Annotated in this window: 8 protein-coding genes; 6 read left to right on the top strand and 2 right to left on the bottom strand. The window is 37.7% G+C overall.

The window, feature by feature from the left end:
• The first annotated feature begins 38 nt into the window (after positions 1–38).
• The 6 genes from A3EM_RS0111550 to A3EM_RS47330 all read left to right on the top strand — a co-directional run bounded on the left by A3EM_RS0111550 (position 39) and on the right by A3EM_RS47330 (position 7,447).
• On the top strand, positions 39–1,652 hold the full coding sequence (locus A3EM_RS0111550) for a RagB/SusD family nutrient uptake outer membrane protein (RefSeq protein WP_020528373.1): 1,614 nt from the start codon (positions 39–41) through the stop codon (positions 1,650–1,652).
• Between the two features lie 64 nt (positions 1,653–1,716).
• Positions 1,717–3,063 (top strand): pectate lyase family protein, encoded by a 1,347-nt coding sequence (locus tag A3EM_RS0111545; RefSeq protein ID WP_044238157.1) that lies wholly within the window; start codon positions 1,717–1,719, stop codon positions 3,061–3,063.
• Positions 3,064–3,067: 4 nt separating this feature from the next.
• A complete protein-coding gene (locus tag A3EM_RS0111540) occupies positions 3,068–4,288 on the top strand; it encodes a glycoside hydrolase family 88/105 protein (RefSeq protein WP_020528371.1) in 1,221 nt (406 codons plus the stop codon).
• A gap of 34 nt (positions 4,289–4,322) precedes the next feature.
• Positions 4,323–5,738 carry a glycoside hydrolase family 28 protein gene (locus A3EM_RS0111535; protein WP_052323351.1) on the top strand — a complete coding sequence of 472 codons (1,416 nt, stop codon included), beginning with the start codon at positions 4,323–4,325 and terminating at the stop codon, positions 5,736–5,738.
• Positions 5,735–6,496: a rhamnogalacturonan acetylesterase gene (locus tag A3EM_RS47335; RefSeq protein WP_020528369.1), complete on the top strand. Its 762-nt coding sequence runs from the start codon at positions 5,735–5,737 to the stop codon at positions 6,494–6,496. The genes A3EM_RS0111535 and A3EM_RS47335 overlap by 4 nt, the downstream gene beginning before the upstream one ends.
• Positions 6,497–7,447: a pectinesterase family protein gene (locus A3EM_RS47330; protein WP_020528368.1), complete on the top strand. Its 951-nt coding sequence runs from the start codon at positions 6,497–6,499 to the stop codon at positions 7,445–7,447.
• 26 nt (positions 7,448–7,473) lie between these two features.
• On the opposite strand, the gene A3EM_RS0111520 is transcribed toward A3EM_RS47330, so the two are convergent.
• On the bottom strand, positions 7,474–11,646 hold the full coding sequence (locus A3EM_RS0111520) for a hybrid sensor histidine kinase/response regulator transcription factor (protein WP_020528367.1): 4,173 nt from the start codon (positions 11,644–11,646) through the stop codon (positions 7,474–7,476).
• Between the two features lie 140 nt (positions 11,647–11,786).
• Positions 11,787–16,031: a hybrid sensor histidine kinase/response regulator transcription factor gene (locus A3EM_RS42155; protein ID WP_020528366.1), complete on the bottom strand. Its 4,245-nt coding sequence runs from the start codon at positions 16,029–16,031 to the stop codon at positions 11,787–11,789.
• Between the last annotated feature and the right edge of the window lie 379 nt (positions 16,032–16,410).

Raw genomic sequence — 16,410 nt, 5'->3', positions numbered from 1 at the left:
ATAGCACAATTTCATAAGAAATACAAAATATAAAGAAAATGAAAAAATTAATTTCAATAATAAGTATAGCTTTGATATTGCTTACCAGCTGTGAAGACTTGCTGGATGAGCAAAATAAATCGAATGTAACTGCGGAATCTTTTTATGTAAAAGCAGAGGGTTACGAGTCCCTGGTAAATGCGAATTATGCAGCTTTCAGGGAAGTTTATGGACAAGATCCATGGTTATTTATGGCGGGAACGGATTTATATATGGAGGGCAGAAATCCTGAACCTCAGGGTTTGAGTCAGTATACCGAATTAAATCCTTCTTCAGATGGGGTAGATTATTTGTATAATAAATGTTTTGCAGCCATTCAAAGAGCCAATGCTGCTTTGCATTATGCAGAATTAACAGAACAAACGCCTACACTTCCCCAGCGAAAAGGAGAGGTTAAATTCTTAAGGGCCAATGCTTATTTCTTATTGGTTCAGACTTATGGTGGAGTAAGTTTAATCACCGATCTTGTAGATGAGGCCATCATTGAATTTGACAGGAATTCTGCTGAGGAAATATATGATTTTATTGTAGCTGAATTGGAGGAAGCTGTGGATCTAGTAGAAGATGGCGCTTATTATGGAAGGGTTAATAAAAAGGCAGTTCAAAACTTATTGGCCAAAGTTCATCTGACCAGAGCTTATGAAGCTTTTGCCAAAGGAGATGATTTTTCAAAGGCGGCCAGTTATGCAGATGCCGTAATTGCTGGCCAGTCTTTAAACTTGGCTTTTAATGAAGTCTGGATGCCTGGAAATGAGTTGAATGAAGAAGTTATATTTTCTATTCAATACAGTAGTGGGTCTATAAGTTCTAATCCTTCAGAATTGGGACATCAGCAACAAAACTGGTTTGGTTCTTACTTAGGTGGTTCGGAAGTAGCTGGAGATGCGCCATACAAATCGTATAACCTATGCCCAACCAGATTTGCACTTGATCTGTTTTCGGAAGGTGACCAAAGATGGGAGGGGACTTTCATGACTGAGGTTTATGATAGATATTATGATTATTTTGATGTGGAAGATAAGTCGGGACTTACCGTACAGCATTTTTATGAGCCAGGGTGGTTTACCTTAGCGGATAGTGCTGAATATGTGAGTGCCAATCCTGAAGTAACTTACCATAAATATGGTACGCACGATCCTGAAGGAGGTGATATTACAGGAAACTTTTCTACAATTATTGTAAAGAAATTTGATGACCCATCTTCTGTCTTTTCAAATAATGGATCAAACACCAGGGATTTTATTGTTTCCCGATTAAGTGAAACTTATCTGGTAGCTGCAGAAGCCTATCTGGGTGCAGGGGATCCTGCTACAGGCCTGGCCAGGTTGAACGAAGTAAGAAGAAGAGCAGGTGTTGCCAATGCCACTGCTGCAGATTTCAATTTAGATTATATTTTAGATGAAAGAGCCAGAGAGCTACTCGGAGAATACCACAGATGGTTTGATTTAAAAAGAACCGGAAAACTGGTAGAGCGGGCATCAGCTTATCATCCATTAATTGAATCAGGAGATTTTGCCGGGAATAATGGAGAACTGAAAATTTTGAGACCAATACCTCAAAGGGCACTGGATTTAAATCAAAATAAAGATTTCCCACAAAACCCTGCTTATTAAATAATTGAAGTATTGAATCCTGTTCTGTAACTTAATGGAGAACAGGATTCAAATACAAATTCCCATGGATAATAAATCTACCTTTTCCTTAATCCTCATGCTGATTTTTACCCTCAATATAGATGGTTTAAATGGGCAAAACAGAAAACTGGCTTTTCCCTCAGCAGAAGGTTTTGGGAAATATACTTCAGGTGGCCGGGAAGGAAAGGTCTGGATCATTAAAAACCTGAATGACAGTGGAGCGGGAAGTTTAAGAGAAGCGGTAAATGCAAAAGGTCCCAGAACAATCATTTTTGCAGTTTCAGGAAATATTAAACTGAAATCCACCCTGGAAATAAAACATGGAGATTTAACCATAGCCGGGCAATCAGCTCCGGGTGATGGTATTTGTATTCAGGATTTCCCGGTAGTCATTAAATCAGATAATGTAATTGTACGGTACCTGCGGTTTCGGTTGGGAGATGAAACGGAAATAGAAGATGATGCTTTCAAAGGGAATAAGATCGATCATATTATGATTGACCATTGTTCCATAAGCTGGGCGACTGATGAATGTGCTTCCTTTTATGACAATACATACTTTACCATGCAATGGTGTATTATTTCCGAAAGCCTGAATAACTCGCTACACCACAAAGGAAATCATGGGTATGGCGGAATTTGGGGAGGAATGAAGGCCTCATTTCATCATAATCTACTGGCGCACCATACCAGTAGAAATCCGAGATTACAGGGTGCAAGATACCATAAAAAGCCTGAAGCGGAACTGGCTGATTTTAGAAATAATGTCATTTATAACTGGCAATCCAATAGTGCTTATGCCGGTGAAGAAGGAAATTACAACCTGGTGAATAATTACTATAAGTCAGGCCCTGCTACCAAAGAAAAAGTAAAGTACAGAATACTAAACCCCTATGAACCATTCGGCAATTTTTATGTTGCAAAAAATGTAGTAGAAGGGAATTCTGAAGTTTCAAATGATAATTGGAAAGGGGTAGAAGGAGAATATCCTGAAAGAATTAAAAGAAAAATTCCTTTTGAGGTGGAAAAAGTAAATACCCAATCACCGGAAAAGGCATTTGAGTTTGTTTTAGCAAAAGCCGGCTGTTCTTTAAAAAGAGATGTGGTGGATTTACGAATCATTGAGGAAGTAAAAAAGGGTACCGCCACTTATGGAAATGGTATTATTGATTCCCAACGCGAAGTAGGGGGATGGCCATTGCTAAATAGTACAGTTGCTCCAGCTGATACGGATCAGGATGGAATGCCTGATGAATGGGAAAAAACCAATGGACTTGATCCTAAAAAGGCTTCCGATGCCATCCTGTATAGTCTGGATAAACAATATACCAACCTGGAAAAATATTTAAACGATCTAGTTAGTCAGGAGAATTTGGCTATTAAAAATTAGAAAAATGCGAAAAAAGAACCTTATCAGCACTTTCAGGTGGGGAATTTTCCCTGTCCTGCTCCTTTTTACAGGAATATTGCTCAGTGTGCATCAAAAAGAAGAAATTGATATTCCTAGGAATACAAAATGGTCGGAAAGGATGGCATTGTCCATTATGCTTAGAAACCCGGAACCCTGGCAACTCGATTTCAGGGAAACTCCCAAATGGGAATATACTCAGGGTTTAGTACTTAAATCATTGGAGAAACTTGCAGATGAATCCAAAGACGATAAGTTTCAAAAATATGTGGAGGCTTATGCCGATTTTATGATCAATGAGCAAGGGGAAATCAAAACCTATAACATTCGTGACTTTAATATAGACCGGATAAATCCGGGAAGAATTTTATTCAAATTAAATGAGCAGGGAAAAAGTGAAAAATATGAAATTGCCCTGAAAACCTTAAGAAATCAATTGAAATGGCAGCCCAGAACCACTGAGGGTGCTTTCTGGCATAAATTGCGATATCCATGGCAAATCTGGCTGGATGGGCTGTATATGGGCTCTCCATTTTACGCACAATATGCCCAGGTTTACAATGAACCTGAAGCTTTTGATGACATAGCCAATCAGTTTATAATTTCAGAAAAGCATACAAAAGATAAGGCTACAGGCCTGCTGTACCATGGTTGGGATGAAAGCCACTTGCAGGATTGGGCAAATAAATCTACGGGGACTTCTCTGAATTTTTGGGGAAGAGCAATGGGATGGTATGCCATGGCGCTGGTTGATGTACTGGATTATTTTCCTGAGAACCACCCTAAAAGAGCCGAGATCATTAATATTTTGAAAAGGACTGTGGAGGTAGTCATTCAATATCAGGATAAGGAATCAGGATTGTGGTATCAGGTTTTGGATATGGGAAGCAAGGAAGGGAATTATTTGGAAGCATCAGCCTCTTGTATGTTTGTTTACGCTATTGCCAAAGCTGTCAATAAAGAATATATTGAAGGAAAATATATGAAAAATGCGGAGATGGGCTTTGAAGGAATTTTAAAAGAATTTATTGAAGTTAACGAAGCAAATGGAGAGGTGCATATTCACCAGGTTTGTTCAGTAGCCGGCCTTGGTGGAGATGGAAACCGAAGCGGAACATTTGAATACTACATTAATGAGCCCAAAAGAAGCAATGATACCAAAGCTACCGGGCCTTTTATTCAGGCATGTTTAGAATTAGACAGATAAAATGCTGAAAACTTTCACCTTCAAAAATAACCAAATGAAAATTTCCAAAATGCTTAAAAGCTTTATCTCTCTGATTGTATTTTCTGTTTTAATGGGTTGTGCGTCCAAACAGTACGACAATAAAAACTGGGATCAACTAGAGGCCATCCTTAAGGAGATTAACCCTCCCGTTTTTCCTGATCAGCAATATCTCATTACCGATTTTGGAGCTGTAGGAGATGGCTTAACCAATAGTTCAGATGGGATAAAACGAGCGATTGAATTTTGCCACAGCACAGGAGGCGGAAGAGTAATTGTGCCTAAAGGTAAGTTCCTCTCCGGATCAATTTATTTAAAAAGTAATGTAAACCTGCATTTGGAAGAAGGAGCAGAGATTTTATTCTCCACCAATCCAGATCATTATCTGCCCCTGGTTTATACCAGATGGGAAGGGATAGAATTGATGAATTATTCCTCCTTAATTTATGCTTTCGGAGAAGAGAATATTGCCGTTACAGGTAAAGGTATTCTGAATGGTCAGGCCAATGCTGAAAACTGGTGGAAGTGGAAGGGAAAAAAGGAATATGGTTATGTGGAAGGTGAGCCCAGCCAGTTGGATTCTGGGAACAGAGACAGGCTTTTCGAATTGGCCGATCAGCAGGTTCCGGTGGAGGAGCGAATTTTTGGAAGCGGGTATTTTTTAAGACCCCAATTTATTCAGCCTTATCGATGCAAAAATGTGTTGATTGAAGGAGTAAAAGTAATGAACTCTCCTATGTGGGTACTTAATCCTGTGTTGTGCACTAATGTTACTATTGATGGTGTTACCATTGAAAGCATGGGTCCAAATTCTGATGGCTGCGATCCTGAATCCTGCCAAAATGTGCTCATAAAAAATTGTTATTTTAATACCGGAGATGATTGTATTGCCATTAAATCCGGAAGAAATACAGATGGAAGAAGGGTAAATATTCCAAGTGAAAACATTGTCATTCAAAATTGCAAAATGGCCAATGGGCATGGCGGTGTGGTAATTGGCAGTGAAGCTTCTGGTGGAGTGAGGAATGTTTTTGCGGAAAATTGTACCATGGATAGTCCTTTACTGGATAGGGTTTTAAGAATAAAAACCAGTTCGAAAAGAGGAGGCATTATTGAAAACGTATTTTTAAGAAATATTGAAGTGGGCCAGGTAAAGGAACAGGTGGTGAGGATAAACATGTTTTATGAAGATCCGGGCGATTTTATGCCAACGGTCCGAAACGTGGAAGTGCAAAATATGGTGGTAAAAAATGGAGGGAAAGTAGGTGTTCTGGCAGAAGGTTACGAAGCTTCTCCAATCAGCAATATTAAACTGATTGATTGTGATATTTCAGGAGTTGAAGTGCCATACAAATTATCGAATACTAAAAATATTTCTTTTCAGAATGTAAAAATAAACGGGGAGATCATTCCTGAAAAAGTACAGCAATGATGGTGGACTGGAGATTGGGTAAATTACAGTTTTTTACCATATTATTTATAACCTTGTTGGGCTTTGGGTTTGCTCAGGAAGAAAAGACTGTAATTTACCTTATTGGAGATTCTACATGTGCCGATAAAAACCCTGAAGCTTTTCCGGAAATGGGTTGGGGTACACCATTTAAAACCTTTTTTAATGCTTCAGTCCACATTGAAAACAGGGCCAAAAACGGGAGAAGCACAAAGTCTTTTTTGGAAGAAGGCAGATGGGATGATGTACTCAGCACTTTAAAAAAAGATGATTATGTCTTCATTCAATTTGGACATAATGATGAAGTAAAATCCAAAGTGGGTCGGTATACCACCCCTGAAGAGTTTAAGACAAATCTCAAAAAATATGTAAAGGACAGTCAGGAAAAAAAGGCAAACCCAATCCTGCTAACACCGGTTTCCCGGAGGTCCTTTGAAAATGGTGAGCTTACCGATACCCATCAGCAATATGCGCAGCTAGTTAGAGAAGTGGCACAGGAGGAACAGGTCCCCTTGATTGATATGACCCGAAAATCCATGGATTTACTGGAAAAGTGGGGAGTACAAAAATCTGAATTGTTGTTTCACCATTTGTCACCAGGGGAGCATCCCAATTACCCCAATGGCCGAAAGGACAATACTCATTTTAATGAATTGGGAGCAAGGAAAATGGCTCAACTTGTTTTGCAGGGAGTTCGGGAGCTAAAAATACCTCTTGAAGATCAAATATTGAAAAGATAAATGATTACCACACTTTTTTATTTCGTAATTTTTCTGAATACCAGTTTTTCCGTACAGCCGGATTTTGATTTTATAGTGGCTAAGGATGGAAGTGGTGATTTTCAAACGGTTCAGGCGGCTATTGATGCGGTGCCTCATCTAAGGAAAAACAGAACATTTATCCTGATTAAGGCAGGTGTTTATAAGGAAAAGATGATGGTGCCTACAACCAAAACCAATATTACTTTTATTGGGGAGGGTGCTGATAAAACCTTTTTGACTTATGATGATTTTTCCAGCAGGAAAAACCGGTTTGGAGAAGAAATGGGAACTTCTGGTTCTTCTACGATTTATATTTATGGAGATGGTTTTGAAGCCAGAGATATAGCCTTTGAAAATTCGGCTGGAGAAGTTGGCCAGGCTGTAGCGGTGAGAATAGATGGAGACAAAGTGAAATTTGAAAATTGCCGGTTTCTGGGGAATCAGGATACTTTATATCCCCATGGGAAAAACAGCCGGCAATATTATAAAAACTGCTATATAGAAGGTACAGTCGATTTTATTTTCGGATGGTCCACGGCCTTCTTTGAAGATTGCGAAATTTATTGCAAAAGGAAGGGATATGTCACTGCGGCCTCAACTGAGGAGCACCGACCATTTGGATTCGTTTTTTATAATTGTAAGATTAGTGGTTCGGCAGATAAAGGAAGTGTGTTTTTGGGCCGTCCATGGCGTCCGTTTGCCAAAACAGTTTTCATAAACTGTGAACTTTCCGATATCATTCATCCTGAAGGATGGGACCCATGGGGTTCCGAGGAGAAAAAGAAAACTGCTAATTATGCAGAATACAATAATCATGGAGAAGGATTTCATCCTGACAAGCGGGTCAGTTGGTCGAAACTGCTGACTCAGGAAGAAGCTGAAAAATATTCAAGAGAAAATGTTTTAGGAGATTGGAATCCGGTTGAGTGAAAAGCAAAGGAACCGAAATTTTTCATTCAGGATTGTGCTTTGAAATATTCTGTAGGAGAAATACCCTCCTCCTTTTTAAAAGCCCGGGTAAAAGAATTTGGAAGATCATATCCTACCATATAGGCAATTTCAGAGATGGTGAACTTGTCTTGTTCCAGGAGTTGTTTTGCCCTTTTTATCCGAAATGCCCGTAATAATTCTACTGGTTTTTTCCCGGTAAGTTGTTTGGTTTTTCGAATGAATTGGATGTGGGTTTTGTTCAATAATTCACACAACTTATTGATATCAAAGGCGGGGTCTTCAATATGCTCTTCCATCAATTCTGCCAAGCGGTTCAGGAATTTTTCATCCTCAGAAATTACAGAAACTTCTCTGGGATCAATAGAGAAATTCTTGTTAAATTTTTCTTTAAGTTTCAGTCGTTGTTCCAGTAATTTTTCAATTCTTACAATAAGTAATTTAGTATTAAATGGTTTGGTAATGTAGGCATCAGCTCCATGTTCGTAACCTTCAATTTCATTTTCCTCCATCACCCTGGCTGTAAGTAAAATAACCGGAATATGACTGGTTTCAAAGTTGGTTTTGATATGATCACAAAAACTCAGACCATCCATCCCCGGCATCATGACATCACTCACGATCAGATCTATATCATGATTTTTACAAACTTCAATTGCCTCATTTCCCTCAGAAGCTTCATAATATTGATAGTGCTGACTCAATATTCCCTTCAGGTACAATCGCATATCCTTATTATCCTCTACCAATAAAATATTGTGATTTGATTGAATAGATAATTCAGGCTCGGGTTTACTTTCACTGTGTTCATAATAATTTTCATTCCAGGATAAAACTTCTTTTGTTTCTTCGGGTTCCAAAAATGTAGGTAGAAGAATGCTGAAAGTAGTACCTTTTCCCGGAGCGCTTTTCACTTCAATTTTACCATGAAGAAATTCTACTAACTCTTTAATGTAGGACAGACCAATCCCTGATCCTTCATTTTGATTGAATTTTTTGGCATCAAAAGTCTGATAGTACCTTCGGAAAATCAGATCCAGTTGTGCTTTTTCTATTCCTTTTCCCGAATCAATTACTTCTATGGCTACGAACTCCTTTTCCTCCTCAGTTTTCTGAAAGATTTTAATCCAAATTTCTCCACCATTGGGGGTAAACTTGAAAGCATTGGATAAAAGATTAAACAGGATCTTTTCCAGCTTATCGGAATCAAAATAAATATCGAGATACTGGGGTTCATGGCATATTTTAAACCTAATTTCCTTTTGGTAGGCCAGGTTATTAAACTGCTTCTTTAGCATTTTGATAAAGGATATGACATCGCCCTTTTGCAAGTTGAGGTCAATGATTCCTTTTTCCATTTTTCGGAAATCCAGCAATTGATTAATTAGTTGCTTTAGCCGGAAGGTATTTCGGTTAATGATTTCATACAAATTAGTCTTTTCGGTTTCGGGTAACCGCTCATGAATCAGGCGCTCTGTAGGTCCCTGAATTAAAGTAAGTGGAGTCCGGAATTCATGGGTTATATTGGTGAAAAATTTAATTTTGGTTTTGGAAAGCACATCAATTTCCTTCACCATTTTTTCCAGGGTATTTTTCTGGGCGGCTATTTCATGGTTCTGATTTTCCAATTGCTGGTTGGTTTCTTCCAACTCCGTCTGGTGTTCAATAATTTTGGTATTTTGCTCTTCAATTTGTTGGTTTTTGTCTTTTAGCTCGTGATTTATCTCATTTAAAGATAGGTTTAAAGCTTCTAAAGAACTGTTCTTTTTAATGATTTTTATACTCAGATAGATTAAAACAACGGTAAATGCAAAAATGGTGATCAGGAACCAGGGCTGAAGGTAAATAGGTGCCAATACCTGGAAATTGATGGTAGCAGGAGTAGGATCTACATTAAAGTCAGTATCTCTGGCTCTTACCTGAAGCCGGTATTCTCCAGGGTCCAGTCCGGTAAAGACATGGTTTTTCCCCTTTTGAAAGGTGGACCATTCCCCATCGTTCAACTTATAGGAATAGCTTAATTGCGCTTTATCCGTATAATTCATGAAATCTTCTGCCTGCCAGCTAATGGTGGTATTTCCAGAACTTTGAACTTCCTCATTAAAAAAAGAAATCACCGTATTTGGAGGAAAAGTGTCCGACTGATACCGGTAGGTTATGAAATTCCTGGAAGCCTCGGGAGAATCATAAGAGTTATTAAAAGCACGTCTTTTCCACTCTCTTGTTGATTTATTGATCCAGATATTATCCTCTTTATCTGTCTTAATTTCCCCACCTTCATTTGACATATTCATGGCTGGTGGAAAAATATTGGATATCCAGTCCTGGCCGTTAAATGCACTAATGGAATTTTCCGTCACTGCCAGCAGGTAATTTTTAGAATTTTTCGCCAGACTAATAATGGTATTGCTTTCCAGCCCGTCATTTATATCATAATTTGTCCATTTCTCGCCATCATAAATAAAAATCCCATAAAATCGGGACCCTACATATAAATTATATTGCGTGTCACTGAAGACAATATTCACAAACTGGCGTAATGAAAGGTCTTCCTGGTTTGCCCAAATCTGATGGTTAAAGCTATAAAGATAACTTCCCCCAATCCATATTCTGCCGTCTGGAGATTGGGCTATTCCATAGGCATTGGATTGTTGTAACCCGTTTTGTTTGTATTGATGAAAAACCCAATCCAGTTTTCCTGAAGATGGCTTTTTCAACATAAGAATCCCTCCAAGGTGACCCTTTTGCGGATCCCGGTCTACACTTCCTCCAAACCAAAGTCCTCCATCTTTATCTTCGAAAACAGCTCTGTAGTCAATTCCCCATGACAAATAAGAATGCAGTTGTTTTTCCCATTTCCCATTTTTTAAAAAAGCTGTTGCAGCAACTCCCTGGTGGCTGCCAGCCGCCCAAATTTGCCCATCTTTAGTAGAAATGAGACTTACCGGAGCATCAATTAACCCATCATCAGTTCTAAAAATTTTCCATTCACCTTCCTTTTCTTTTACCACCGAACCATTCGTAGTGATGAACCATTTTGAGCCATCTCCGGATTCACATTGAAAATTCAGACCCGGAAAGCTTTCCCATTTTCTTTCCGACAAATCCATTAAAATGATTTTTGATTGTAAACCTGTAATCCAGATTCTTTCATTTTGGGTGGGAAAAACGGTAATTTTCGAAGCGGGAATATTATAGGCTGGTGAGGCATATCTTTTCCACTTTCTGCCATCGAAAACAAATAATTTGCTCAAACCCCCAACCCATATCGTTCCATCAGTACTTTCTGTGATGCTTACATTATAATCATCCCCTCCAAATTGCTGATGGAGGCTAAAGTATTTCCAGTTGTTTTCTTTTATGTGATAAATCCCTTTTTTAGTGGACTGATTGATGATCCAGATTTCATTTTTGGAAGATATCATCATTTTCTGATCTTCTCCCAAGAGATATCCATTTTGGTCTGAGAAAAGGTTGAAACTTTCTAATTCCGGATTAGCAAGTTCTGTTTTAGAAAATTCCAGAATTTTTCCATGTCCATCAAAAGTAAGGGCTACCCAGAGCTTTCCATCAGGTTTTTCCAGTACATCAGAAATGTTGGTAAATGTACCATCTTCCAAAATGTTTGAGGGAATTTTCACAAAATTGCTAATGGGAAGATTTTCCAGCAAAGCGTTACCTTTATCCTCATTGGAAACAAAAATTAACATTTCCTCTTTGAAGAGCAATAAGCCATCTGTAAGGGAGATTGCCAGTGTTCCATCCTGCAATTCTTTAAAGGACTGAATGGCGAAATCGTAAGGAGTTTTGGTCTGTATAATGGGTAGGAATCGATTTCCTTTTTTTATATAAATCCCGGAAGAAGTTCCTACATAAATCTGGTTATTTTTTCCTTTTAAAAGATGACTTACCTGTCCGTCAGGCAAGCCATTTTTCCGGGAAAATACCTGATAGGAATAACCATCATATTTAATAATTCCATTGTTTATACCAAACCAGTTATCCCCATTTTCATCTAAAAGATAAGAATGAACTCCCTTTCCATCGAAATAGTCGAAGTGTGTAAATCGCCATGGTTCAGAAAAAGGATCAGCTGAGGCAGGAGTGTAGTTCCGCTGAGCCAATCCATCTTTTGAAAAAGCACAAATAAAAAATACTATATAGAGAATTGCTTTTGGCATTTAATAAAATTCTGTTAACGCAAAAATAGCTTAAAAACAGGAAAGTCTGGAGGGCTATCTGCTGGCCTTGGTTAAGGCAATATAATAAGATTTCTACCTCAAAAACAAGGGTGTTTCATAATAGAAGCATAAAAAATGGCCTAAGTAGGTTTATTATTTTTCACATATTCTGAAGGGGTGAGGGCAAATTCTTTTTTAAAACATTCCCGGAAGTATTTTAGATCGGTGAACCCAACTTCATAGGTAATTTCTGAAACGTTGTATCTTCCGGATTTCAGTAATTGTGCCGCTCGTTTTAATCTTATGGATCGAATAAAAGCTACCGCTGTCATACCTGTGCAGGCTTTTATTTTTTTATTGAGTAGCGTTTGCCCAATATTATAATGTTCGGAAAGTCGCTGAACGGAAAAATCATCCACTGAAATATTTTCTTCTATTATTTCAATGATCTCCTTTAGAAATTTTTCATCCAGTTTGGTAAAGGCCACATGTTTGATATCCACGTTGGTGCTCGACCGGAATTTTTCCCTTAATTTTATCCTGGAATTGATCAAACCGTTCAACCGAGATGCCAATACATCAATGTTAAATGGTTTGGAAACATAATCATCAGCACCTAAATCAAAACCCTTTATCTGGTTGTCAGGAGAATTTTTGGCTGTCAGTAAAATGACAGGAATGTGGCTAATTTCCGGGTCCGTTTTGAGTCTGTAGCAAAATTCGAAGCCATCCATTTCCGGCATCATGACATCACAAACAATTATATCAGGTGAAACTTCTTTGCTTCTCTCCAAACCGATTTTTCCATTTTCGGCTTCAAACAAATTGTAATCTCTGGAAAATTCAAATTTTAAAAGGTTTCTGATATCCTGGTTATCATCAATAATTAAAAGTTTTTTATGATGGCCGTTTGATTTTCTTTTCAATTCTTTTTCTGTCCAATCCATGTCCAAATTGCCAGAGTTATCTTCCAATAGCTGGCTTCCATTTTCCTTAGGTTTAATCAGGAAAGATTCTTCGGAAACATCCAGAATTTCCAAATGATTATAGGCTTCAAAATTATAGGGCAGATTGATGGTAAACTTTGTTCCCTGATTTAATTTACTCTCACAGGTAATCTCTCCATGGTGAAGCTCTACCAGTCCTTTTACAAAGGAAAGACCTATTCCTGTTCCTCTCGGATGCCTGTCCTTTATCTCTATTTGATAAAACCTTTCGAAAATATGGGGAATGGCATCTTCCGGTATACCTATTCCGTTGTCTTTAATTTCAATGGATATTGTTTTGTCTTTCAGGTGTTCAATCAGATTGAGTTCTATTGAACCTTTTTCTGGGGTAAATTTTAAGGCATTTGATAAAATATTATAAAGCATTTTTTCTACTTTATCTTCATCAAGCCAGAATTCTTCACTTTCAATCCTGTGTTGAAACTGGAGAATGATGTTTTTTTCCCTGGATATACTTCGGAAGGATTCCAATATGTTGTTGCACACTTTAATGATATCCGTTTTGCCTACTTTCAGGTCAAGTTGACTTTGTTCAATCTTCCTGAAATCAAGCAATTGATTAATCAGCCTCATCAGAATATTGGCATTTTTATGCATCATTTCCAATAGGTCTTTTCTGGAACCAGGATTCAAATTAGCTTTTCTCAGCTGCTCCAGAGGACCAAGGATCAAGGTAAGTGGAGTCCGGAATTCATGGGTAATATTGGTAAAAAACTTCAATTTCAAATTGCTGAGTTCCTCAATCTTTTCCTTTTCAAAATGTTCAAGCAATAACTTATTTTTCTCCTGAATTCCAATAATTGAATATTTTCGAAAGAAAAACAGGATAACCAATGCCATTAACAGGTAAAAAATATAGGCATAAATTGTCATCCAAAAGGGAGTTTTGATTACAACTTTTAGCTGTGCAATGGTGGGTTTAAAATCATTGGAGGGCTGATCGTATTTTACCGTAAAAAGGTATTCCCCCGGAGGGATGTTATTATAAGAGGCTATCCTGTTGAAAGATTCGCTTATATTCCAGTCCTCATCAAACCCTTCCAGTTTGTAGGCATATTTGCTTTTCGACTGGTTGACATAATTTAATCCAACAAATCCTATGGCAAAACGTCTCTCATTGTAATTCAATTCAATTTTATTGGTATGATTCAACGATTTGGTCAGTAATTTCCTCCCGTTTACATCCTCCCCGATTTTAATTTTATCGTTAAAAAGATAGAAATCCGTAAGTACAATTGGAGCTCCCGATACTTCACGTGTAATTTCCTCGGGATAAAATGCATTTAATCCATTTACTCCACCAAATAGCATTTCTCCATCTTTTCTTTTAAAACAAGCCAATTCACCAAATTCATAATCCTGAATGCCATCAGCCAAATCAAAATTTTTAATATCCCTGGTCTTTGGATTAAACCTGGTGAGTCCTTTGTTACTAGAAATCCATAGATTTTGCCCGTCATCCTCCAGAATACCCTTTATCGCATTATTGGGAAGTCCATTTTTAACTGTAATCGATTCAAAAGTATCCCGATCGGGCCGGTTTCCTTTGATGACTCTATTCAGGCCACCTCCCATAGTTCCCACCCAGATTTCACCTGTGGAACTCTCGAATAAGGGTAATATATAATTGTGAGAAATAGAAGTTGTATCTGCAATGGAGTGGGTATAATGGATAAAATCGGGATTTTCCTTTTCTTGTTCTGAAGGAATTAATTTATTTAAACCCATATCTGTTCCTATCCAGATATTTCCCTCCCTGTCTTTCAAAATAGTTCGAATAATATTGGAAGATAACGACCTTGGATTTCCTGCTTGTTTGATATAGTGTGCGGAAGAAATGACATTATTCAAACTATCCAAAGTAAGTTTGAACAAACCGTGGTTATAAGTGCCAACCCATAAAATGCCAGTAGAATCATAGCTGAAATTAAAAACCAGACCGGCTACTTCATCATTTATGGGCTTCAAATTAAGCTCATTTAAATTTTTAGTGAGGTCAATCTGATTCAAAAAGGTGGGGTAACCATTTCCCACCCAGAGTTTTGGTTTCTTTCCACCAGTTTCCACAATGGAATACACAAAATTATCCTGATTTGCTCCGGGATGAATATCCTTCTTTTGAAATCCGTTATTATAATTTTTTGCATCAGATTTTGATAAAAAATACATTCCTGCACCTTCGGTCCCAACCCAGAGGTTTGTCTGGCTATCTTCGTAAATAAAACGCAAATTAGCCGTTCCCAAACTTCCGGGACGGTTATTCTTATTATAATGCCTGAATTTAGGGGCGTTAGGATTATAAAGATTTAATCCACCTCCCTGAGTACCAATCCAGATTACCCCCAATCTGTCTATATAAATATCGGTAAGCATATCCTTACTGATAGAGGTATCATCCGACCAGTCATGCATATAAAAGGTGGTATTATAATGATTTTCGGAGGGAGTTAGCCTGGCAAGTCCTCTGTTGGTTGTTCCCCAAATTTCGCCATTCAGATCCACCACAAATCTTTTTAAAACAATGCGATCAAGCGCCAATATTTTCCGGGATGGAATGCCCTGGTTATTTATATTAATTTTATACAGACCGAAATTATTAAATACAATTCCATCAGGGACTTCATATATGTCCATTACATCTCCTCCGGATTTCAGGCTTAAAAACTCTGGATTATTTACCGCTATATTTTTTGCCGGAAGCATTCTTAAACCATATCCGGTTCCTATCCAAAGGTTACCGTGTTTATCGCTCAGGATATGTTTAATTCTTAAATTTTTATTTTTTCCGACCTTAACTGGAGAATTGAGAAATTTTTCAGATTTAAAATTTCCTTTTGCCTTGGAATCGATTTTTAGTCGGTTTAAGCCATATTCCGTTCCTGCCCATAAATCACCATTTTTGTCTATTTCAATGGAAACAATTCTGTTATCTGTTAAAAAATCTGGATTTTGGGCGGTATTTCCATAGTTGGCAAATGTTTCTGTTTCCCGATCGAATCTATATAATCCTCTATCATCTGTGCCTATCCACAAATTGCCAAATTTGTCCTCCTCTATGCAGGAAACCAGATTGGAACTTAAACTGGTGGAATCTCCCACTCTGTTTCTGTAGATGGTAAAATCATGTCCATTATACCGGTTCAGACCATCATAGGTGCCCAGCCAGATAAAACCCTGGCTGTCCTGGAAAATACACCTGATATTGTTCTGTGAAAGCCCATCCTGAGAGGTGATCTTTTGAAATGTGATGTCAATATTCTGGGAAAATACATTTGTAGAAACAGAAATGAAAAGTAACAGCAATACCATGGAGAGGCTTTTGAACCACCTATCAGCTAAATTTAGATTAAGATTTGTTTTACCTACAATCATTTTCATTTCACCTTACCTTCTTAGGAATCACATCAAAAAGTATTACTTCAGTTAAAGTAATTGCTTGTACACAATTCAATGAAATCAATAGTGCTTTAACTGTTTGATAATGAGCGGGTATTTCTCAATATACATTAGTTCTACTACTTATTGTTATTCAAATAGTTATAATTGAATTCAAAGTAGAAATAAAATTAAATAAATAGGCTGGCAATTGCCTTAGTTGTAAATGGATAATTTAGGGAAAACCTTTACATTCCCCCTATTTCTCATTCCCTGAAAAATAATATTTCCACCTGTCTATCCATTTAATTTTTTAAATCGATTTTTGTTTGGTCAAAATAACCGGTTTGAAAAATACCACCCTTATTTCACAAAATTTACC

This window comes from Flexithrix dorotheae DSM 6795 (genome assembly GCF_000379765.1).
Lineage (GTDB): Bacteria > Bacteroidota > Bacteroidia > Cytophagales > Flammeovirgaceae > Flexithrix > Flexithrix dorotheae.
Note: the sequence above shows the minus strand (reverse complement) of the source record. Positions and strands in the feature narration are given on the sequence as shown.

Bases quoted from the DNA above. Each gene is read 5' to 3' on its own strand.
- A3EM_RS0111550 (WP_020528373.1), top strand. From the start codon at position 39: ATGAAAAAATTAATTTCAATAATAAGTATAGCTTTGATATTGCTTACC.
- A3EM_RS0111545 (WP_044238157.1), top strand. From the start codon at position 1,717: ATGGATAATAAATCTACCTTTTCCTTAATCCTCATGCTGATTTTTACC.
- A3EM_RS0111540 (WP_020528371.1), top strand. From the start codon at position 3,068: ATGCGAAAAAAGAACCTTATCAGCACTTTCAGGTGGGGAATTTTCCCT.
- A3EM_RS0111535 (WP_052323351.1), top strand. From the start codon at position 4,323: ATGAAAATTTCCAAAATGCTTAAAAGCTTTATCTCTCTGATTGTATTT.
- A3EM_RS47335 (WP_020528369.1), top strand. From the start codon at position 5,735: ATGATGGTGGACTGGAGATTGGGTAAATTACAGTTTTTTACCATATTA.
- A3EM_RS47330 (WP_020528368.1), top strand. From the start codon at position 6,497: ATGATTACCACACTTTTTTATTTCGTAATTTTTCTGAATACCAGTTTT.
- A3EM_RS0111520 (WP_020528367.1), bottom strand. From the start codon at position 11,646: ATGCCAAAAGCAATTCTCTATATAGTATTTTTTATTTGTGCTTTTTCA.
- A3EM_RS42155 (WP_020528366.1), bottom strand. From the start codon at position 16,031: ATGAAAATGATTGTAGGTAAAACAAATCTTAATCTAAATTTAGCTGAT.